This window comes from Streptomyces pseudovenezuelae (genome assembly GCF_029892565.1).
Taxonomy (GTDB): domain Bacteria; phylum Actinomycetota; class Actinomycetes; order Streptomycetales; family Streptomycetaceae; genus Streptomyces; species Streptomyces pseudovenezuelae_A.
On record NZ_JARXVH010000048.1, the window covers coordinates 1 to 20,715 of the forward strand.

17 protein-coding genes and 2 pseudogenes are annotated in these 20,715 nt (G+C 70.4%); 12 read left to right on the forward strand and 7 right to left on the reverse strand.

All coding sequences use genetic code 11. The annotated features are described in order from the left end of the window. Positions 1-115: 115 nt before the first annotated feature. Together M2283_RS50815 and M2283_RS50820 are read right to left on the reverse strand one after the other, a co-directional pair. A pseudogene (locus tag M2283_RS50815) lies at positions 116-565 on the reverse strand (SAM-dependent methyltransferase); the annotation flags it as partial. After that, positions 523-1,254: a hypothetical protein gene (locus M2283_RS50820; protein WP_280883451.1), complete on the reverse strand. Its 732-nt coding sequence runs from the start codon at positions 1,252-1,254 to the stop codon at positions 523-525. The pseudogene M2283_RS50815 and the gene M2283_RS50820, both read right to left, overlap by 43 nt. 224 nt (positions 1,255-1,478) lie before the next feature. Here M2283_RS50820 and M2283_RS50825 point away from each other — a divergent pair, with 224 nt between their 5' ends. Together M2283_RS50825 and M2283_RS50830 are read left to right on the forward strand one after the other, a co-directional pair. Continuing rightward, on the forward strand, positions 1,479-2,834 hold the full coding sequence (locus M2283_RS50825; RefSeq protein ID WP_280883452.1) for a tetratricopeptide repeat protein: 1,356 nt from the start codon (positions 1,479-1,481) through the stop codon (positions 2,832-2,834). Positions 2,835-2,870: 36 nt separating this feature from the next. Further along, positions 2,871-3,368, forward strand: coding sequence for an NUDIX domain-containing protein (locus tag M2283_RS50830; RefSeq protein WP_280883453.1), 498 nt, complete (start codon positions 2,871-2,873; stop codon positions 3,366-3,368). 193 nt (positions 3,369-3,561) lie between these two features. On the opposite strand, the gene M2283_RS50835 is transcribed toward M2283_RS50830, so the two are convergent. Then, positions 3,562-3,753 carry a hypothetical protein gene (locus M2283_RS50835; RefSeq protein ID WP_280883454.1) on the reverse strand — a complete coding sequence of 64 codons (192 nt, stop codon included), beginning with the start codon at positions 3,751-3,753 and terminating at the stop codon, positions 3,562-3,564. Between the two features lie 126 nt (positions 3,754-3,879). Here M2283_RS50835 and M2283_RS50840 point away from each other — a divergent pair, with 126 nt between their 5' ends. From M2283_RS50840 to M2283_RS50855, 4 genes are read left to right on the forward strand one after another with little or no spacing between them, the layout of a single operon-like run. Next, positions 3,880-4,110: a FitA-like ribbon-helix-helix domain-containing protein gene (locus M2283_RS50840; protein WP_280883455.1), complete on the forward strand. Its 231-nt coding sequence runs from the start codon at positions 3,880-3,882 to the stop codon at positions 4,108-4,110. Then, positions 4,107-4,508, forward strand: a complete 402-nt coding sequence (locus M2283_RS50845) for a type II toxin-antitoxin system VapC family toxin (RefSeq protein WP_280883456.1) — start codon at positions 4,107-4,109, stop codon at positions 4,506-4,508. The genes M2283_RS50840 and M2283_RS50845 overlap by 4 nt, the downstream gene beginning before the upstream one ends. Next, entirely contained in the window at positions 4,478-4,735 is a 258-nt protein-coding gene (locus M2283_RS50850) for a hypothetical protein (RefSeq protein ID WP_280883457.1), read from the forward strand. Before M2283_RS50845 ends, M2283_RS50850 begins: the two co-directional genes overlap by 31 nt. A gap of 43 nt (positions 4,736-4,778) precedes the next feature. Then, positions 4,779-5,576 (forward strand): aminoglycoside phosphotransferase, encoded by a 798-nt coding sequence (locus M2283_RS50855; RefSeq protein WP_280883458.1) that lies wholly within the window; start codon positions 4,779-4,781, stop codon positions 5,574-5,576. An 83-nt stretch (positions 5,577-5,659) separates the two neighbouring features. Here M2283_RS50855 and M2283_RS50860 read toward each other — a convergent pair whose 3' ends face one another. Genes M2283_RS50860 through M2283_RS50870 form a run of 3 tightly spaced genes read right to left on the reverse strand, consistent with a single transcriptional unit; the run spans position 5,660 to position 9,947 of the window. Further along, the gene (locus M2283_RS50860) at positions 5,660-7,108 is read right to left on the reverse strand and encodes a hypothetical protein (protein WP_280883459.1); all 1,449 of its coding nucleotides are present in this window, start codon (positions 7,106-7,108) and stop codon (positions 5,660-5,662) included. Continuing rightward, positions 7,105-8,523 carry a hypothetical protein gene (locus M2283_RS50865; RefSeq protein ID WP_280883460.1) on the reverse strand — a complete coding sequence of 473 codons (1,419 nt, stop codon included), beginning with the start codon at positions 8,521-8,523 and terminating at the stop codon, positions 7,105-7,107. Before M2283_RS50865 ends, M2283_RS50860 begins: the two co-directional genes overlap by 4 nt. After that, positions 8,520-9,947, reverse strand: a complete 1,428-nt coding sequence (locus tag M2283_RS50870) for a hypothetical protein (protein WP_280883461.1) — start codon at positions 9,945-9,947, stop codon at positions 8,520-8,522. Before M2283_RS50870 ends, M2283_RS50865 begins: the two co-directional genes overlap by 4 nt. Before the next feature lie 1,055 nt (positions 9,948-11,002). Between M2283_RS50870 and M2283_RS50875 the strand changes: the two genes are divergently transcribed. The 5 genes and pseudogenes from M2283_RS50875 to M2283_RS50895 all read left to right on the forward strand — a co-directional run bounded on the left by M2283_RS50875 (position 11,003) and on the right by M2283_RS50895 (position 18,185). After that, positions 11,003-11,710, forward strand: coding sequence for a hypothetical protein (locus M2283_RS50875; RefSeq protein ID WP_280883462.1), 708 nt, complete (start codon positions 11,003-11,005; stop codon positions 11,708-11,710). A 282-nt stretch (positions 11,711-11,992) separates the two neighbouring features. Next, on the forward strand, positions 11,993-13,855 hold the full coding sequence (locus tag M2283_RS50880; RefSeq protein ID WP_280883463.1) for an NACHT domain-containing protein: 1,863 nt from the start codon (positions 11,993-11,995) through the stop codon (positions 13,853-13,855). Between the two features lie 239 nt (positions 13,856-14,094). Continuing rightward, positions 14,095-14,515 (forward strand): annotated as a pseudogene (locus M2283_RS50885) (transposase); the annotation flags it as partial. 131 nt (positions 14,516-14,646) lie between these two features. Beyond that, entirely contained in the window at positions 14,647-16,143 is a 1,497-nt protein-coding gene (locus M2283_RS50890; RefSeq protein WP_280883464.1) for a M4 family metallopeptidase, read from the forward strand. Positions 16,144-16,502: 359 nt separating this feature from the next. Then, positions 16,503-18,185 (forward strand): hypothetical protein, encoded by a 1,683-nt coding sequence (locus M2283_RS50895; RefSeq protein ID WP_280883465.1) that lies wholly within the window; start codon positions 16,503-16,505, stop codon positions 18,183-18,185. A 119-nt stretch (positions 18,186-18,304) separates the two neighbouring features. On the opposite strand, the gene M2283_RS50900 is transcribed toward M2283_RS50895, so the two are convergent. After that, a complete protein-coding gene (locus M2283_RS50900) occupies positions 18,305-19,681 on the reverse strand; it encodes a hypothetical protein (protein ID WP_280883466.1) in 1,377 nt (458 codons plus the stop codon). Positions 19,682-20,227: 546 nt separating this feature from the next. Here M2283_RS50900 and M2283_RS50905 point away from each other — a divergent pair. Continuing rightward, positions 20,228-20,715: WD40 repeat domain-containing protein (locus M2283_RS50905; protein WP_432423258.1), on the forward strand; the 488-nt coding region annotated here is incomplete at its 3' end.

Here is a 20,715-nt window from a genome sequence, read left to right on the forward strand (position 1 = left end):
AATGGCGACCATCGACGCCCAACCGAACGGTAAGCCGGATCACCACCATCCCTCATGCCATGTGAGCTGCAAAAAGAGGATGTGACACAGCTTCTAAGGGAGCCGGGGTGGGGGTTCAGAATTTGCGCGCGGTGACCAGGAGCGTGGTTGGCCATCGGCCACCGTTGCGGGGGTCGTGGAACTCCTGGGCCGAGGCGAGCCAAAGCCCGGCGCGGTCGAGGTGTTTTTCCCAGCGGTCGGCGTCAAAGTCCCAGCGGGTGATGGGCAATCGGGTGCGGTCCGGGAGGGTGACGAAGTCGCGGGAGGGCCTGTCGTCGGCGGCGGGCCGTAGGCCGCCGCGCTGGGGGTGGGGGACCGAGAAGGCGACAGTGCGCCCGGGTTTGAGGTGCTGGGTGATGGCCGGGAGCAGAAGGCCGGGGGTGACGAGCCCGATGGCGCCGAAGACGGAGTAGATAGCGTCGAACTGCTCTTCGGAGGCTTGCAGGTAGGGCACGGCGTGGCTGGCGACGAAGGTGAGGTTGTTCAGCCGGCCGTAGTGCGAGCGGGCTCGTCGGACTTGAAGGCCGCGAGGTCGTCGCGGAAGGCGGTCATCGAGGCACCGTAGGGCGCCACGACGCCACCGCTCTGGTCCGGCACGGACTGGCAGCCGTGCACGAGCCGTCCGCCGAGAGCGGCGTGGGCCTTGATGGCCTCGATGCGGCGGTGCTCGTTGAACCAGCCGCCGTGGTAGACCTCGTCGAGCATGCCGCCCGTCTCGTCGTCCACGTCGAAGACCACGGAGGTGGCGGCGGGGAAGAACCAGCACGGGCCGACGTTGGAGATGTGCCCGTCCAACTCGACCTTGTTGAGCGCCATCAGAGTGGCTGCCTCGCGCAGCATCCGCAGGTGGTCGGCGGTGAACTGCGGCAGGCCGAGCGCGGAGAGGTGTTCGTCGCGGAAGAGGTACGTGTACACCTCGTAGGCGGTGGCGAGCACCTGGGCGGCGTCCGAGGTGGACTTGGCGTGGGTCTTGATGAACTCCAGCGCGAGCTGCTCGACCGCGCTCTGGGTCGTCTCCTCCACGTTCAGGAGCTGGGACTTGACCAGCTCCCAGTCGGCGACGAGCCACGTGCTGGACTCGAAGCGGAAGAAGTACTCGGCCGGGTCGATGGTGATGCGCCGACCGTCGACCTGGATGCCGGGCAGGCGGCTCCAGCGCTCGTCGAACGCCTCGGGCAGTACGACCGTGATGGCCGCGGTGTCGATGGTGGTCACCGTGTCTCCGTCTCTGATCGGCCGGGTCCGGGCACAGGAATGCCCGAACCCGGTGTGGGCGTACGGAACTTCGGGGGCCGCCCGGCCGAAGGGGGAGCCTGGTCACGGTGTCGGACCGGGGCCGGGCGGCTGATGATTAGTGAACCCTCCGTCACGCACAGTGGGTACGGTGAGAGGCAGTTGAAGCGGTATACGCGGTTTACAGCCCCGGACGGGAGGCGAGCGTGGCAGCGCCGAGAGAGCCCAACTCCCGCCTGCGCGACACCATTTCCGCGACCGGCTGCACCTACGAAGCCCTGGCGAGAGACGTCCGGCGCATCGCGGCCGAGAACGGCGAGATCCTCCAGACCAACAAATCGGCCGTCTCCCACTGGGCCAACGGCACGCGCCAGCCCACCGGGCGGACCGGCCAGTACCTCGCCGAAGCGCTCTCCCGCCGAACGGGCCGCATCATCACCCAGACGGCGATCGGCCTGCGCGCACCTGATGGCGAGGGATCGGCCGAAGGGGATCCCGTTCTTGCCGCAACTGACCTCGGCCGGGCCGATGTTGAGCGCCGCCGCTTCCTCGCGGTGGCCGCCTTCACCACCGCCGGCGTCGCCATGCCGCTCGCCCACGACCACGAGGCAACCGCCCGCATGCTCCGCGCCCGCACCGGCACGTCCGTGGTCGGGGCGGAGGACGTGGAGGTCGTGCGGCAGATCACCGCGGCCTTCAGCGCGGCAGACGAACGCCTCGGCGGTGGGCATGGCCTGACCACGGTCACGGCTTACCTGGCAGACACCGCCGCCCCCATGCTCCGGGGCCGCTTCCCGAGCGAGGGCTTACGACGGGCGGCCTTCGGCGCTGTGGCCGAACTCGCCTACCTGGCAGGGTGGAAGCACCACGACCTCGGCCAGGAAGGCGCCGCCCAGCGCTACTACCAGGTCGGCTACCAGCTCGCCTGGGAAGCCGACCCGCATGGCCACGCCGCCTGGATGATGCGCGCCCTCGCCCACCAGGCCCTCAGCCTCAAGCAGCCCCACCACTGCGTCGACCTCGTCGAAGTCGCGCTCATCCGCGGCCTGGGCCACGTCGACGGCCAGACCGAAGCCCTCCTCCACATCACCCACGCCCGTGCCTACGCCGCCGTCGGCGAGAGGCCCGCAGCGGCCCGCGCCCTGCTCGCCGCCGAAGACGCCCTCCTGCGCGACGACGTTCCTCAGCCCAGCTACTCCCGCGTCAGCGGCCCCGCCGCCGGCACCGTCGCCAGCCACACCGCCCGCACCCTCACCGACCTCGCCGACCACATCGGCACCGAACAGCAGCACCAAGACGCCCTGATCCGCTGGGACCCGGAGAAGTACAAGCGCGTCCACGCTCTTACTTACGCCGACCTTGGCGACAGCCTCGCCGCCCAGGCCCGCGCCGACGAAGCCGTCGCCGCCTGGTCCCAGGCCCTGACCCTCATGGAGGGCATGACCTCCGATCGCACCCGCAAAGCCATCACCTCACTCCGCTCCACCCTCTCCATCTACCAGCGCCGCAAAGTGCCCGGAGCCGCCGAACTCGCCCGCCGCGCGCGCCAAGCACTGGCCTAAGCTGCCCACCAACCGGCCGACGAAGGGACACCAGCCGTGGCTCAGCGGACAACCGACGACCAGCCCAAAGCCCTACCGCCCGCCCTGGAATCCATGACCCTGCTGGTCGCCGCCGTCATCGTCCACGACAAGGCCACAAACCGTGTCCTCCTCCTCCAACGCAGCCACAACGCAAAATTCGCCCCAGGCATGTGGGACCTCCCCGTCGGCAAGAGCGAACCCGGCGAGCCCATCACCCAGACCGCGGTGCGCGAGCTGCACGAGGAAACCGGCCTCACCGTCACACCGCAGGCCCTCAAGGTCGCCCACATCATCCACGGCGCCTGGGGCGTCGAAGCCCCAGGCGGCTTCCTCACCGTCGTCTTCGCCGCCCACGAATGGAGCGGCGAACCCGAAAACCGCGAACCCCGCAAACACGCACAGGTCCAGTGGGCCGACACCCACACCCTCCCCCCACACTTCGTGAACACCACCTCAGACGCCCTGCACCACTACCTCTCCACAGGCCCCGACGTCACCCTCGACGGCTGGTGACCAAACCAGCCACAACACCCCGAACCTGCCGACGATGACGACCGCCCGCAGGCCAGGCCCCGACCCGCACCATCAGCGACACCACGCACCCACGACAACCCGAAACCGTCCCATGACGGCACCCAGCCGGCACAGCCGCTGCCCGGCCGCGCCAGCTCATCGAACCCCCACTGGGGCCGCCGATCAATCGGCGTCAGGCGTCTGCCGTCTCTTCGCCAGCAGGGCCGACCGCCAGGGCGTCTGCCAACATACGGCGGACGAGCGCTGTCTGTGTGAGCATCAGACGGGACGGCACCATCCGACGGTGATCACGCAGCGATACGTTCGCGGCGATGACGAGCACGGAGGTGTCCGGGGCCAGCAGCAACCGCTTCATGCCCGGCACGGGACTGGCTCCGCACCGTCCTCGGCGAACAACCCACCTGAGCACACAACGACACCCCGAACCCGGGCGGCCGCACACCCACACCCCGCTTCTGCATAATGCAGACTTCCGCTCGAGAATGCAGACATGAGTGTCCTCACCGTCCGGGATGTACCCGAAGACCAGATCCGCGTCCTCAAGACCCGTGCCGCCCAGGCCGGGAAGTCCCTCCAGGCATACATGCAGGAACTGATCGCCCGGGAGACAACCAAGCCGACCATGGCGGACATGGCCGCCCAGCTGGAGCGCGAAGCCGCCGCGGAGTACACCACCGCGGACGTCCTGGCAGCGATCGATGAGGGGCGAGGAGGCCGTTGATCGTCATCGACACGTCAGCACTGGTGATCTTCCTGACCCACCACGGCGTCACCGGCAGCGCTGTCCGCAAGCGCCTCAGCGAAGCCGTCACGGCCTACGCACCCACCCTGATCGACTACGAAATCGAATCGGCACTGCTGGGAATGCAGCGCGGCGGCAAGCTCACCGAGAAGCAGGTGACCAAGGCCATGGCCGACTTCACGGCACTGCTCCTGGACAAGCACGACACTCTCGCCCTGTGGGAACGCGTTCGTGTCCTGGATGCCAACCTGAGCGCCTACGACGCCCAGTACGTCGCACTCGCCGAATCCCTCGGCGTCCCGCTGGTCACCTGCGGCGCACGGATCAAACGCAGTGGCGCAGCCAAGTGCACCATCGAGGTCTTCAGCTCGAACTGACCCCAGCAGCCTGTGGCCCCCAAGGCGTCGCATCGCTCAGGGGGCCCTGCCCCCTGAGCGCCTACACCCGCCAGAAGCTCTCGGCCGCCCCGTTCGCCGGGCAGTACGCCGTCGAGGCGATCGAGCGCCACGGCTACCACCCGGGGCCGGCCGCGGAACTCAGCGCGCTGCACGGCGGCCCGCCGGGGTCCTGGGAGTACGTCATCCGCAAGCTGCCGGGGCCGTAACCGGCGTGCGGTCCCGCACCATCCCTCTTGGAGGTTCACCTCGATGCCCACGCAGCGGCTCACCGACCTGCCTGACACCGTGCGGAGGCTGATCGAGAAGAACACCGGCGCCCCCGTCATCGACGTCGCCACCATCAACGCCGGCCTCAACAGCGCCATCGCCGCCCGCGTGCGCACACCCGCCCGCACCCTGTTCGTCAAGGGGCTGCCCAGCGACCACCCGCGCGTATGGACCCAGGAGCGAGAGGCACAGATCAGCCCGCAGATCAGCGATATCGCGCCGCGGCTGCTGTGGCACGCCGAAGCCGACGGCTGGAGCCTGCTCGCCTTCGAGTATCTGAAGGGCCGCCACGCCGACTACACGCCTGCGTCGGCCGACCTGCCCGCGGTCATGGCAAGCATGATCCAGCTCGCCGGCATCCCAGTGCCGGCCCTGGAGCTCAAGACGATGCCCGACCGGCTGCGCACCTACGTAGACGATCCCGCAGACCTGGTCTGGTTTGCCGGGGACAGCCTCCTGCACACGGAATGGAACCCGCACAACGTCCTCATGACCGGAGATGACGCCCGGTTCGTGGACTGGGGGTGGGCCTCCACCGGCGCCGCCTGGATCGATCCCGCGCTGTGGCTGCTGTGGCTGATCGCATGCGGCCACACCTGCGAGCAAGCAGAGGATGTGGCCGCCGCCCACCCGGCATGGGGACTTGCTCCCGCCGAAGGCCTCCTGGCCCTCGCCCGCGTCCAACGGCGCCTGTGGGACTCCATCGCCAAGCAGAGCGACGACGACTGGGCGACACCGATGCAGGAAGCCGCCCGCGCCTGGGAGAAGCACCACGCCTAGCCGACCCCGCGCCGTGCCTCGCTCGCCGAACTGCCCAGCAGGCTACGGGCATACGCCCCGGCGGGAGCGACACGAACGGCCCCTCAGAGGGCATCCGGGGAGCCGGCCGGGGACTGCAGGCCGTCGCCGGGCCACAAGGGGGATCCTGCTTCCGCGCGGGCCAGATGCCTGCCGACCTCCACCAAAACCCCGACCCGGTCGGCAGGTTTGTGCACCCGCTGCTTGCCCGATGCCGGGTCGAGGGTGCGGACCTCGCTGCGAGGGCCGGCGCACACCAGAGCGCGGGCGATCTCCGGCAGGCCCAGGTTCAGGGCGTCGCAATCGTGGCCGCGGACAAGCTGCAGCAGGTCTTCGGTGACCCTCTCCCAGTCCCCCACCTCCGGCCAGCGTGCGCCGCCGTCCAGTTCGTGGGTGAGCGTGGACAGCGGCACGATCTCGCCGGGTCGGCGGCCGCGGACGAGACGGTCGTGGATGCGGGCGCCGTCCGGCTGCCGTACCCGCGGGTGCAGTAAGGAGGCTGCCGCCACGACGGTGGTGTTGATCTCCTGTGCGGCGGCCGGGTAGTAGGGCTCGTGCGCGAACAGGAGGTAGACCTCCAGGGTGGGGTCGGCCTGGCCGGGCTGGGGCATGGGAAAGGCTTCCTTCGGCGGCAGCGGGGCCGGTACAGAACGCAGGCGGGGATAGGCCGGCGGCTGGGCGCCGAGCGCATGCGGGCGCACCGGCCGCGCAGGAGCGGGGGTCTGGTTCGTGCCGGGTGTGTGGCCGCCTGCGGCGTGCCGGTGGATCTGGGTGACCTGGTGGGCGAGTTGGAGCATCAGCCGCTCACGGGCGATGAGTTCGCCGCACACGGTGCGGGGGGCGCCGCTGTGGAGCAGGCCTGCGGCCTCCCACAGCAGGTGCCGGCCGATCTCGGCCGCACGGCGCAGTTCGTGGCGGCGGCTGCCGGCGGCGGCCTGGACGAGCGAGGTGTGCAGGGCGCTCTGACGCCGCAGGTAGCGGCAGGATCGGTCACCTTCGACCGTGCGGACGTGCACCCGGGCCCGGGCGTCCAGCCGGCCGGGCAGATGATCGGCCAAGGCCAGAACCAGGAGCATGGCCGGCACCACGACATCGGCAGCAACCCCGCGGCCCGCGGCGATCAAGGCCGCGAGCAGACTGACGAGGGCGACGCCCGCGGTGGACAGGCGCAGCGATCCCGGGACGGCGGCCAGGGCGACATAGCGGGCGGGGCGCCGGGTCAGCCAGCGCACGGCCCACCGTTGCAGACAGCTCGCGCCCGGAGCGAGCACGCCGATCTGGTGGGGTACCTCAGGCCGGCTGCCATCGCCCGGGACACTCCAGGCCAGCCATCCCCACGAGGCGCGCTCGTAGACGAGCACCACCTCGCAGGCAGACGTACAGGTGGCGTCACGGACATGCCCCGTACGCAGGGCACGGTCGCGTTCCTTGGCCCACCGTCTTGGGCGGCCGGTGAAAGGGCGCTCGTGGTCCGCGGCTGCGGCCGGCGGCGACGTGCGGTGTGTGTGCGTCACAGGCTGCTTCCTTCCAAAGGGGCGGTGAGGGCGCGGGCGCAGGTGGTGCAGCGGCCGTCGCCGCCGGGGCGGGCGCGGCGGGGGGTGGGGCCCGGGCAGGTGGAGCACAACGGCCAGCCCAGACACGCCGGGCACAGGTCCTCGCCGGGGGCCGTTGCGGGATGGCCGCAGCCGGCGCACTCGACGAGGGCGCGGTAGGTCAGGGCCTCACTCACCGAGCGGGCAGCGGCGGAGGCGGACACGGGCTGCGTCGCAGGGGTAGCCCCGGCGGGCGGGCCGTGGTGGTCGGCCGCGAGGGCGGCCGGCGGGTAGGCCTGGGCGGCGCGCAGCCGGGCCGCGATGATCGCGCCGACCGTGGTCCGCACCGGATGGGGCAGAGGCCGCGCGGCGATGACGTGGCGCAGCTGCTCGGGGCTCCAGCCGGATTCCAGCATCACGCTCACGACGCGGCCCTGGTCGGTCAGCGCCTGTCCGGTCAGCAGCAGCTGGGGGCGGGCCGCCCCAAGTTCGAGCAGCAGCAGGATCCCCGGGGGGGGCATCTCATCCGCCGCGGGCGCGGCCGGCGAGGATGTCGGCGTGTCCGGCCCGTCCGTCCGCTCAGGTGCTCGCGGCGCGTCGCCGCGGCACGGATGGAGGGGGCTGGTGTTGTGCTGAGTGGTCTTCTTTCTGTTGGTGTTCTTACGGGGCCGGTCAGCCAACGTAGGGTCATCCACTGGTGGAAAACCCGACTCTGGTTGTGACCTGCTGCGGTGCCAAGCGGGCAGGTCAGTGATGACGTAGACGGCCGCGCCGAGGGTGCCGTCCGGGCCGCGCTCGCGTTCACGGACCAGGAAGCCGTGCTTCTCCAGCTCCTTCAGCCCGCTCTGCACGGCGGCCTCTCCGTCGCGGCCGCGGCGCACCAGATCACTGACGCTCATCCGCCAGCCGTCCCGGTGCGTGGAGAGGAGTCCGAACAGGCCCTTGGCCTTGAAGGACAACCGGGTGTCGCGGAAGAGCCCGTTGGTGATCTGGGTGAAGGAATCGGCCGCCATCACGCCGCGGCGGATCCCCGCGGGGAAGCCGGCGGCGTGTCCGGCCCCGGGGACAGTGACCATCAAGCCGAGGCGTCGGGCGGGGCGTCTGGTCAGCCAGCGCAGCGCCAGGCGCTGCCTGCGGGTCGCGCCCGGGGTGAGCACCCCGATCTGGTGGGGGATCTCGGGCGCGCTGCCGTCGGCGGGGACGGTCCAGGCGAGCCAGCCCCACCGGGTGCGTTCGTGGACGAGCACGACCTCGCAGGCGGCCGTACAGGTGTGGTCGCGGGCGTGGCCGGTGCGCAGGGCGTGGGAGCGTTCCTTTTCCCACCGCCCTGGATCGCGGGGGAAGGGGCGCTGGTGGTGCGCGGCTGTGGTTGGCGTTGGTGGGGGCGTGTCCGTCACGGGCTGCTTCCTTCCAGGCGGTTGGTGAAGGTGGAGGCGCACGTGGTGCAGCGGCCGTCGCCGCCGGGCTGGGCGCGTCGGGGGGTGGGGCCCGGGCAGGTGCGGCATGGCGGCCAGTGGAGGCAGGCCGGGCAGAGGTCTTCACCCGGGGCGGTGCCGGGCCTGCCGCAGCCCGCGCATTCGACGAGCGCCCGGTACGTCAGGGCCGCACTCACCGAGCGGGCGGTGGCCGCGGTTGAGGACGAGCCGGCTGTCGAGACGAAGGGTCCGTCCGGTGACGCCTCGTGGTGATCTGCCGCTGTCGCCGGCGGAGGGTAGGCCTGGGCAGCCCGGAGCCGGGCAGCGATGATCGCACCTACCGTCGTGCGCACCGGGTGGGGCAGAGGCCGGTCGGTAAGGACGTGGCGCAGCTGTGCGGGGCTCCAGCCGGCGTCCATCATCACCGTCACGACGCGGCCCTGATCGGTCAGCGGCTTTCCGGTGAGCAGCAGTTCAGGACGGCTCGCTCCGATCGCGAGCAGCAGCCGGATACCGGGATGGACGTCATCGGCCGGGAGCGCGTTCGTCTGGTCCGTCCATCCGGGCGCCCGCGCCGCGTCGCCGGTGGCGCACGGAGGGAGGGGGCTGGTGTTCTGCTTGTTGGTCTTCTTACTGATGGTGTTCTTTGTGGGCCGGTCAGCCAACGTAGGGATATCCAGTCCTGGGTTTCCCGACTCTGGTTGTGACCTGGTGTTGTGCAGGCTGGGCAGGTCGGTGATGAAGTACGTGACCGAGCCGAGCGTGCCGTCCGGGTTGCGGTCACGGTCCCGCTGCAGGAAGCCGTGGCGCTCGAGGTCCTCCAGCCCGGTCGTCACCGCGCTGACGCCGTCGCGGCCGCAGCGGGCCAGGTCCGCGACCGTCATGTGCCAGCCGTCGCGGTGGGTACTGATCAGCCCGAACAGACCCTTGGCCTTGAAGGACAACTGCCGGTCGCGGAACAGGCTGTTGGCTATCTGGGTGAACTGGTCGCCGGCCATCACACCGCGGCGGATCCCCATGCCGTCGTCGCACCGGCCTCCGATGGGCGCACCCGGCGCCGGAAGCGCCGCGGCGGCATCCGCCAGGAAGGCCTCGACACAGGCGGGGTGATCGGTGATGCAGTAGACGGTCTCGCCGAGCGTTCCGTCCGGACGGCGCAGGCGTTCACGGACCAGGTAGCCGTGGGTCTCCAGTTCCTGCAGTCCTGTGCGCACCGCGTCCCGTCCGTCGGGCCCGGCACGGACGAGCCCCGCGACGCTCACGTGCCAGCCGGCCCGGTGCGTGCTGATGTAGCCGAAGATGCCCTTCGCCTTGCAGGTGAGGTGGCTGTCGCGGAAGAGGCCGTTGGCTATCTGGGTGAACTGGTCGCCGGCCATCAGGCCGCGGCGGACCTGTGCTCCGGTCATCGCGCGTGGGTGAGTGCGCTGTGCGCACAGCAGCTGCCCGCACCGGTCGCCACAACGCGACGCGTGGTGCCGGCATTTGAGGGGACGTGCGTGGAGTCCATGGAGGCAGCTCACCCGCCGACCCCGACCACGCCGGCGGCCACCAGCCCCGACCACCGGTCACGATCCGGCAACACACGCGCCGGGCTGCCGTGGCCGGGTCTGTGGTCGGGCCGACCACGCATCGGGCCGTTGCTCCACGGACGGCATCAAGCTCGGGGCGGAGTCTTCGGGCAACCGACGGAATTCGCTGACCTGTTGGAACGGGTCTTCCAGCAGGCGAGGATCTGTGCACGGACTCAGGGATTCCCGCTGATAGGAGCCGAGTTCAGGGGCGCGACGTCCGTGCCGAAGCGGCCCGGTCGACCACGGACCGCGTTGCGTCACCTGCACAGCCCCATTTCGTCGGTGACCCCCTTCTCCGGCGGGTTCTGCGTCCTGGCGGCGATGGTCCGAGATGCCTACTGCGGAAATGCCGGGACGGGTTGAGGTCTTCGTGGTGGCAGCCCGGGACGCCGTCCATATCGCGCAACTGGCGTTCAACGGCGATCGGATCCGCGCTGCGCAAGGGTGCGGGTTGCCGGCTGCGCAGCGGCGTGCGGGGACGCTGCGCAGTGCGGGGGCGCTGCGCACCGGGGCCGCGGCTCGTGCGCAATCGGATTGCGCGGGTGAGGGCGCAACGACGCGGGGGGTCTCGGCGCCGGCTGCGCATCCGCAGTTCTTGGTGCGCAATCGCCTGGGCCGGCGGCGAGGTGCCGGTCTCCCCCAGGCGCCCCGCGCCTGCGCAACCTCTGCGCGGGCCGCCTCGATCGCCACGCGGCCCACCGTTTCGAAGCGGGATTCCACGCACTGGGAAATGTCGTGGTCGGGTCTGTGGTCGGGCCGACCATGGCCCCCACCACGGGTTCGTGTCCCGTTCGTGATCGTGGTCGGGGTCTTGTGGTCGGTGGTCGGGTCGGGGGCGGCCGGTTGCCTCGGGTCAGAAGCAACAACTCGTTCTGACCTGGGAGTTCGGTATGTCTCGTGCCAAGCCGTCGCGGGAGGAGCAGGCTGCTCCTCCGACCGCCGCGGACGCCCGGCTGCAGCAGATGCGGCGCCGGGTCCACCTGGGCCGCCTGGGCGTGTGGGGTGCGGTGGCGGCCGGTCCCATCGCCTTGGCCGTCGCCGTCGCCACGCCGGCGACCGTGGTCCAGGCGGCCCCCGAAGAGAAGCCGGACACCGTGCAGACGGCCGTGGCGGCCAGCCCGGCGGGGTACGCCACGGTGTTCCTCGACGCGTGGCTGCGCAGCCACGCGGGCGGAGAAACCAGTGCGCAGGCCCGGCTTGCGCAGTCGATGGGCCCAGGCATTGCTCTTCCCGATGTGCCGGGTGCGCAGCCCGCGCCGGAGTCGGTCGTGGCGGTGCGCAGCACGCAACAGACCGGCGACGCGCCGCTCGATGAGCTCCGAGCCCGCGGTCGTCCGTGTCCAGGCCCTCCAGGCTGGCTCGCCGCAGGAACTCCGCGATGGCCCAGTGCTTTCCGACCTCGGACACCTCCGGCGCACCACTGGCCTGGACTTCTGCGTGGCGAACATGACCGCGACAGGGCCCGAGCGATCACCGGCATGGAGACGGGCCGCCCGATGGTGCCGTGTGCGGTCCGTACCGAGCGGTCGAGGGCGCAGGCGGATGAGACCGCGAGGCTGTACCGGACGCTGATGGAGTCCCGCACAGGGCGCTCGTGACCGTATTCAGGCTCCCTCCGGGAAGGCAACTGACGGGACGAGTCTCCGCTTGGTCACAGGCAGGAGAAGTCGGCTGCGTTGGGGAAGTGCAATTGTGATGATCGGGGGATGGTAGGGCTCGGGGGGCGCCGCCGGCGGCGCAAGTGGCAGCTGCTCGGGGCCCTATGTGCCGTGGCGATCGTCTGGAGCGCCGCATGGGCGGTCGGACCGCTCATCCACGGCGGTCTCCAGCCGCCCGATACCGCAACCATGCTGGGTCCACTCCTGGCCATAGTTGGGCTCGTGATCGCCTTGGTGGCGCTGCGCAAGCCGATCGAGGGCAGCGATGCCGCCCTCGCCCGCGGTCGGGCCTCGACGCTGGCCGACCAGGTCGAAGCCGGGGAGAGCGCGGTGTGGCGGCAGTTGCTGGGCGACGACACCCGGCGCGTCAACCTCGCGTACGCCCTGCACCCGGCCGAAGTCCGCGCAGCCACCGCCCCCATCGCCGGGCGGCTGACGGCCGACGGCCCGGGCCCGGTGTCACTGCCGGACATCGTCACCTACTACCGCGCGACCCGGCCGCTGCGCCTGGTCGTCACGGGCGCCGCCGGGGCCGGCAAGACCGTCCTGGCCCTGGAACTACTCCTGGCCCTCATCGACGGCCGCGCCGAGGACGACCCCGTCCCGGTCCGTATCCCGCTGTCGAGATGGGACACCGAGCACCAGTCCCTGCCCGAACTGTTGGAGCAGCGGCTGGTCGAGGCCTACGACTGGCCCGCGGGCCTGGCCGCCGGCCTGGTCCGACACAACCTGGTGCTGCCGGTCCTGGACGGCCTGGACGAGATGGATCCCCCGACCCCCGACGGCTCCCCCGACCCCTCCGCGCCCCGCGCCACGGCCGTGATGGGCGCCCTCAACGCCTACCAACAGGGCCGCAACGCCGGGCCCCTCATCCTGACCTGCCGCACGCGGCACTACGACGCCCTGGCCCAGCACACCCGAGTCCTGGATGCCGCCCGCATCGCCATCGCCCCGGTCGCCACCGACGACGCCCGGAACTACCTCATCGACCGCGCCCTGGACGCGCCCCGTTGGCGGCCCCTCATCAACCATTTGGCCGCCGCCCCCAGCGGACCCCTTGCGAGTGTGTTGTCCACCCCCTGGCGGCTCTGCCTGGCCGCCACCGTCTACCACCACGACGGCAACCCCGCCGAACTCCTCGCCCTCTCCGGCCCCGGCGCCCTGGACCGCCACCTCCTGGCCCGCTACATCCCCGCCGCCACCCGCACCGCACCCAACCCTCGCAGCTACACACCCCAGGACATCCACCGCTGGCTCCACCACCTCACCACCCACCTCGACCCCACCGGCACCCTCCACGCCTCACCCCTCGCATGCGCGCAGGCCACTGACCTCGTCCTGCACGAACTGTGGCCTCTCGCCGGACGCACCCGCGTCCGCGCCGTCGACGCCCTCCTGACCGTTTTCGCCATGCTCACCGCCCTCCCCCTCACCTGGATCGCCCCCCAGCCGCAAGCAGGTGTGCTCGCCGCGCTGATCGGCGGATTTGCCCTCCTGACCGGCGTAATCAAGGTGGCAACCGACCGACCCAAGAGGCTCGACGCCCCGTTCAAAACCACTCAAGCACGCAGAAGCCTCGCGTTCTCGATCGCGCTCGGGGTCACAGCCGGGATCGTCTTCAGCGTCGCGGCCGGGGCCGCAGTCGGGCTCCCGTTCGGGCTCGCGTTGGGGACCCTCCTCGCCGTCGCGGCCGGATTCACGCAGGAGCCAGGTATGAGCCTCGGAGCCCGAGATGTCATCAGAAGAGACGCCGCGTTCGGGCTCGCGTTCGGCATCGCGTTCGGCATCGCAGCTGGCATCATGAACGGAACCTTGGCCGGGGCAAGATTCGGGGCCGCGACCGGGATCGCAGCCGGAACCGCCTCCGTCATCATCAACGGGGTCGCAGCCGGTCCGGAGAATTCGCTACGGTATGCGGTGTTTCTGCTCTGCTCGCGCCGCCGTCTGCCTCTCCGTCTCGGCCAATTCCTGGACTGGGCCGTCACCGCAGGACTCATGCGCTACAGCGGGCCCGCCTACCAGTACCGCCACCGTGAACTCCAACACTGGCTACGCCAACACCCCGACCCCCCAGCCGTGCCCTGACAACGCGATGCGGCGGTGCCGCTGCCCTCTTCTCACGGCCGAGACGGCTTCGACCGCGTTCTTCTGCTCAGCCGGGAGGCGGCGGTGGCTGGTGCATCAGGGACGCGAGGCGTGCGCCTTTCGTGCTGGCCTCGATAGGCGCCCCAGTGGCTCGGGGGAAACGTGTGCGCGGGCGCTGGGTCTGCAGCGGGACGACCAACGGGCACTGAGCTGTGATGAGTTGGGGCGGCCGACGGAGGCGGCATAGCCTGGGTAACCGCGACATCCTGGTCGTCTTCGATGCCGGCTACGGCGCTCCGCGCATGGCCTATCTCCTGGCCGGGCTGCCGGTGGAGGTCTTGGGGCCGATGCGTACGGACCGTGTGATGCGCCAGCCCGTCCCGGTCCCGTGGATTTCTCCGCCGCAGGGCGGCCGCCCGCCAAAGCACGGCAAGGAGTTCCGCTTCGCCTAGCCCTCTACCTGGGGCGAGCCCGATCCCGAGGTTGACCACCCGCTCAGCGTGGATCGACTACACCGGTGAACTCCCTCTTATCGAGGGAACGTTGATCCGTCTGGAGGTCGATCGACTGCCCGCCGGCCACGATCCCCTGCCGGTCTGGCTGTGGTCTTCGGCTACTGGCCTGCCGGGCGAGGACGTCGATCTGCGCTGGCAGGCGTTCTCGATCGCCCATCAGCCTTTCTGGAACCATCGAGCGCACGCGTGACTGCCCGCTGGCATCACCGCGCCGGTCTGTACCCGACGAGGCATCACCTCTAGGCAGAGCGGTAGCGGGCACCGCACCATTCCGCTATGGACAGCACCCTGGTCGCTGCGCTCATCGGCACGCTTGGCGGCGCCCTGGTCACAGGGGCCGCCGCCGGGTTGCGTACGAGGACTGGTGTACGGACCGCGGCCCGCCTGATCTATGCCGAACTCACCAGGGACTGTGCCGCGGTGGTGTACTTCCGTCGGACGGACCACTGGGCCGTCACCAATCTGTCGCGCGCCGCCTGGGACGAGCACGGCGCGGTCCTGGCACGTCGGCGCAGCGGTGCGTCGTTCGAGACCGTGCACCGTGGCTACGAGGCTTTGGAGATGTCCCCGATAATCGCCGAGAACTCGTTGCCTCTCGCCGAGCGCAGAGAGTGGATCGACAAGGAAGCGAAGCGCCTTGCTGCCGCTATAAGGGAGGCGGGTGCCATCGCGCAGGTGCCCGAGCGCGAGGTGAAGGGCTGGGTCAGGAAGCTGGTGGGTCCGGTCCTTGCCCGGCGCGGTCCGCACCCGTTGGCCAGGGCCGGCTCTGTGTCCTCGCTCGTGGTGCTTGGCCGGGTGATCGAGGACGATGCGACGACTGGCTTCACCGGTGCTGGGGTTCGGCTGGGCCAGGAAGGACCGGAGCCGGTGCCGGGTGCCCATTTCACTGCGGACGTTGTTGTCTTCGACGCAGAGGGGACGGAGCGGAGACAGGATCTGAAGGTGGTTCGGTACACCGGCGTCCCGCCGGTGGGCGACCAGATGGTCGACGAGACGTACGACGCGCTGGTCGCCGTGCGCAGGTTCTTCCGCGAGGTCTACGGCCGCGCCATCCTGCCAGCCTCCGGCAGGTCGCTCGCCGCCACTGTGCACTACGGCGAGAACTACACCAACGGCTGGTGGGACGGCTACTCGCTGTTCCTGGGTGACGGTGACGGCGTGGTCTTTACACGCTTCAGCAAGTGCCCGGAGGTGATCGCGGCGGAAGCCACCCACGGGATCGAGGAGTTGCTCTACTTCACCTCGTATCAGGGAGAGAACGGCGCGCTCGGCGGCTCCATCCGCGAGGTCTTCGGCCTTCTCGTCAAGCAGTGGTCGCTCGGACAAACCGCGGACGAGGCGGACTGGATCCTGGGGGCCGGGCTGCTCGCGCCGGGCCGGCAGGGCGTGGGGCTGCGCTCGGTGAGTGCGCCCGGAACTGCGTACGACGACAACATGCTTGGCGTCGATCCGCAGGTCGGGCATATGGACGACTACGTAGTGACGGAACGGGACAATGGCGGCATCCACATCAACTCCGGCATCCCCAACCGCGCTTTCCACCTGCTTGCCAAGAGCCTCGGTGGCCGGGCATGGGAACGGGCCGGGCAGATCTGGTGGGACGCGCTGACAGGGGACGGAGTACGCGACGGACTCCTCTTCGCCGACTGGGCCCGTCTCACCGCCGACGCCGCCCGGGACCGGTACGGCGAGGGCAGTACCGAGGAGCGCGCCGTCTTGGCGGCATGGTCGGACGTGGGAGTGACACCGGCGCCCGCGCGGACCGATGACTAGGTGTGCCCTCTCATGAGGTTGGTATTGCGCCGCTTCGATCTGCCACCGGAACCGCTCAACCCAGCCCCGCAGCAGCTCGCGTTCGAGGACCTCGTGGAACCAACGTCATGAGACACCACACCTAGCCGCCACTGGACGCTGCTCATCGTGTCGACCCAGTCCCTCCCCAGCCTGACCAGCTCGTCGTAGCGCTGCCGGGTTACGCTGCCGACCCTGCCGGTCATCCGGACACCACCCCCCCGAGCCCCGGGGGACAACACCCTCGCGTGTCTGCTGTCCGCGCGGCACACGGCGTCGCGGGTGATGTCGGTGCCGGGTGGGACCATCGTCTGCGTGGACATCGCGGGGCGGGAGCGGTCGTGGCGGTTGATTGGGAGCGGATCGGACAACCGGCATTCGACCGGATCGTCGAGGCCGTGGTGCACCGCGTGCACGACGCGGCCGCGCGGGTGGAGGCGGTCAACGGACGTGGCGGGGACGACGGAATCGACATCAAGGTCTCCCGTGGTTCCCGAATACGGGTGTTCCAGCTGAAGTACTACCCGGACGGATTCCCGACCGCGTCGCACAAAGGGCGGCGAGGGTCGATCAAGGCGTCGTTCACGCGGGCTATGAGGGGTGAGCCGGAGGAGTGGGTGCTGGTGGTGCCTTGTGTGTTGACGCCGACGGAGCGGGCGTTCGTGCGGTCACTGGCGGACGGGCTGGCGGTCGAGGTGCAGGTGTGGGACCGGGCGACGCTGGATGGTCTGCTGGCGGTCCACGCGGACCTGGAGGCGTCGTTCACCCGGGATCAGCTGTTCGAGGCAGCGAAGGTGTACGGGCAGGAGCGAGCGCTGCTCATGGGCGGTGTGGACGACGTGAGCGCCCGGGTGCGGGCGTTGGGCGGTCAGGCCGACGGACTGGACGACCACTGGACCATCGACTCCGCCCGGCAGGGCGACACGGTGGTGCACACGCTGCGAGGCAAGCACCCGCGGGCGCATGAGGTCTCGCCCGTGATGTTCACGTTGACCGGAATCGGGCCCCTGGCACCGGAGCAGTCCGAGGCCGTGCGGCGCAGCCTGGGCTACGGACTGGACGAGAAGGTGGTGCTGCCGCACGGGGCGGTGGAGAAGGTAACGGTCACCGGGCCGGAGTTCCTGGGCAGGGAACTGGAGAACGCCGAGGTGCGGTGGGGTCCTACGGAAGAGGGCCCGGCCGCCGGGGTGGAGGCCGATCTGGTGTTCCTGGACGGCGATCAGATCACCGCCTCCTATCCCGGCAAGCTGAAGCACCTGGGGCTCGGCAGCGTGGGCCGGTCGGTGCGGATGGAGCTGGCGGGCGGCCGACTTCAGCTGCTGATGCCTGAGAATCCGCAGACCGCGGCGTCGTTGACATTCTCGTTCTCGCTGGAGGGGCTGGAGCCAGCGGCCGCCCTGCGGGTGCTGCGCCTGCACCGGCGCATGGCGGACGGGGGAATCTTCGAGGTGCGTACGGGCGCGGGCGCCGTCGGAGGTGGCGAGATCCCACCCTCGGCCGAGGCGGTGTACCGCGATTTCGCACAACTGCAGCTGTTTCTCGAGGATCTGGAGGTGGTGCAGCGCCACAGCGAGCAGTACTTCCCCGTCCCGGGCGAACTCACCCGCGACGAGCGGATCGTGTTGCGCGTCGCGCGTCTCCTCGCCGACGGGCACTGTGTGGTCTGCCCTTTCCTGCCGGAAGTGCGTCTCACCCTCAACGGCCGGGACACCCCCGCCACACGCGCCCTGCTCGGCGGCGAGGTGCAGCCCCTGCATCTGCCGTGCGAAGCGTTCCCCGTGCAGATTGCCGGGCGGCGCCTGGAGCTCGGCCCGGTGTTCGTCTCCCACCCCGAGGTCGCCGTCGCAGCGGGCAGCCGCGGCCCGGCTCTGGCCGCGCTCACCGCCGGCCGCGGTGACGGCGTGGAAGTCGGTATGCGGCCGGTCGGCGGCGGGCGGTTCCGGCTGGTTCTGCAACGCTCCCCAAACGGCTCCGGGATGACTCCCGTGCCGCTGGGACTTCCCGGCTTCCGTGAACCTCACTGACCCGCACGGCAGAAAGGGTGCTGCCTGCGGCCGCCCGCCGCGCTCCAGCCCTCGCCCGGGCCGGCGCACGCCGGCCCGGGCTGCGGCCGGCGGCGGTGCCCCTCACTCGGCGAAGGATCTCAGTCCTCCGGCTCGCGCGGGACGGCACGGGAGAAGAACTCCTTCGCGGTCTGGCCATCGAGTTCCCCGTTCGTGGTCGCGGACCGCCGCAGCGCTTCGCCCGTCACCTGAGCGGGGATGCCGAGCTGCTTGTCTGCCTCGCCCATGATCTCGCCGACGTACCACTGGGCCGAGGTCGGGAAGTGCTGGATGAACCAGCTGAGCATCTTCGCCAGGGGAACCGACAGGATGAGGTCGAAGGCCTTGAGCTGGCCGCCCCGGCGCTCGCTGACACGCAGCGAGGTGGCGAAATCCTCCAGGACGGCGTGGCGGATGGTCGGCCCCAGCGCGTCTGTCGGGACGATGCGCCTGAGGCTGTCGGCGACCTCGAAGGCTAGTTGGTCGGCAACCTCCCGCACGTTCGGTTCGTTGCGATGGCGCAGGCCCCACCGCTTGCGGATGTCGGGCCGCTTCCACAGGAAGCTGAAGAAGGTCTCGCTGAAGCGGTCCCGGATCTGAGCCGCTCCCGGGGCGAGACGGTGCCGGTCGCCTGCCGACATGGCGTCCTTCAGCCCGTCGGAGGAGCGGTGCCGGGCTTCCGCCCAGTCCTCGGCGACCGGGCGTGACCACTGGGCCCGGCCACCGACGGTCGCCTGGGGAAGCGGCACGTCGTTCTCGCCCCGGGAGATGTAACCCCGCAGTGTGGAGGCCGTAATGCCGCCCAGGGCGGCCATGTCGGGCACGCCGATCAGCCGGTCCCCCGTGAGTTCGGGACTGGCCAGGTCGACGACGCATTTCTCCAGCGGCAGGGGATCGTCCTGTTTCTGGTGGTGCTGCGCCCACCGGGTCAGGTGGTCGAGCCAGTCCTTTGGCGCCGCGGTGGCAGGGTCGAATGTGGCGACCTTGTGCACGGGTGCGCGGTCCGGGTGGGCGCGGCCGTCGAGCATGTCGATGGCGTGGACGGTGGCCGTGGCGCGTGCCGTGTGGCGTGCATAGTCCTCGGTGACCGGGTCCCAGATCTGTCCAGGCCGGTACCAGGTGTCGCCGTCCCACCAGTAGCCGCCGGCCCGGAACAGCAGCGGCGCCCCCGACCAGTAGGTGTGCAGGCTGGCAGTGTCCTGGTCGCGCAGCAGGAGCACGGTGCGCCCGTGCTCGGGGTGGTAGCGGACGGCCCAGCCCAGGTGGTGGGCGATCGGGTCGGTGGTGAAGGCCAGCCAGCCCCCCTCGCGAGAGGTGTCGCACCGGCCCCACATGCCTTCCCCCTTGTTCCGGCCGACTGCCTCGATGGCATCCGGGCCGTCGTCGAGGGGCAAGTGCGAGTCGTCGACGAACGGCAGACCGGGCACCGGGTGGTCCGTCCGCAGCCCGTTGGCGAGCGGACGAATGTCGTAGACCAAGGACTTCTCCTTCTCCACTTAGTGTTGTAGTTAACTACAGCACTTCGGATGCCCATTAGTACACCATTTGCAAACACGTCGGCACAGCGTTTTCAAGTCACCGTTGCGCAGAGGGTGTTGAGGCAGCCTCCGCGACTGCCGGAGGATCGGACGCTCCCGTGCCGCAGCTCCGTCATCCAGAGGCCGAGGTCCTCCTGGGCGACGGCGAGGTCGAGGTGGCGGGCGTCGAGCCAGGTGACATGCGACGGTCGACCACCAGTGGCGGGCGGGCCACCACGGCCTCGTGCTCCGCAGTCCTGGCCAGGACGCGGTGGTACCAACGCAGGGCCCCTTCCTTGCAGTTCGCGCACGTCTTCGCGCGGTGGGTGCATTGAGGAAGGCGGATCTGCCTGCGGCGATAGCCGTAGGACCAGGCCTAGGCGAGGGTGTCGGCGGGACATAACGGCTTGGGGAACGGCGGTACGGCTGGCAGGTCAGTGCCCCATCATCGGAATGTGACCGCCTCGGAGAGCATTCGCGTCGCCACGAGCGACTACGTGAGCCGACGTGGCTGAAGCCCAACGCTGGGCGGGGGTACCCCTGGGGCAGCCGCTGACCGGACACAGGGGTGTGCTGCTATCGCTGGCCTGGGCGGTCATCGACGGCAGACCCGTCCTGGCCGCCGGCAGCGGCAGCGGCAGCGGCAGCGGCAGCGGCAGCGGCGACGCCACGGTGCGGATGCGGGACACGGTGTGGCTGTGGGATCTGAGCGACCCCGCCGCACCCACCCCCCTGGGACAGCCCCTGACCGTCCCCAACGGCTCGGTGCTGTCGATGGCCTGGGCAGTCATCGATGGCAGACCTGTCCTGGCCACCGGCGGCTACGACGACACGGTGCGGCTGTGGGATCTGCGCGACCCCGCCGCACCCACCCTCCTGGGGCAGCCCCTGACCGGACACAGGGGTGTGGTGCTGTCGGTGGCCTGGGCGGTCATCGATGGCAGACCTGTCCTGGCCACCGGCGGTGACGACGCCACGGTGCGGCTGTGGGATCT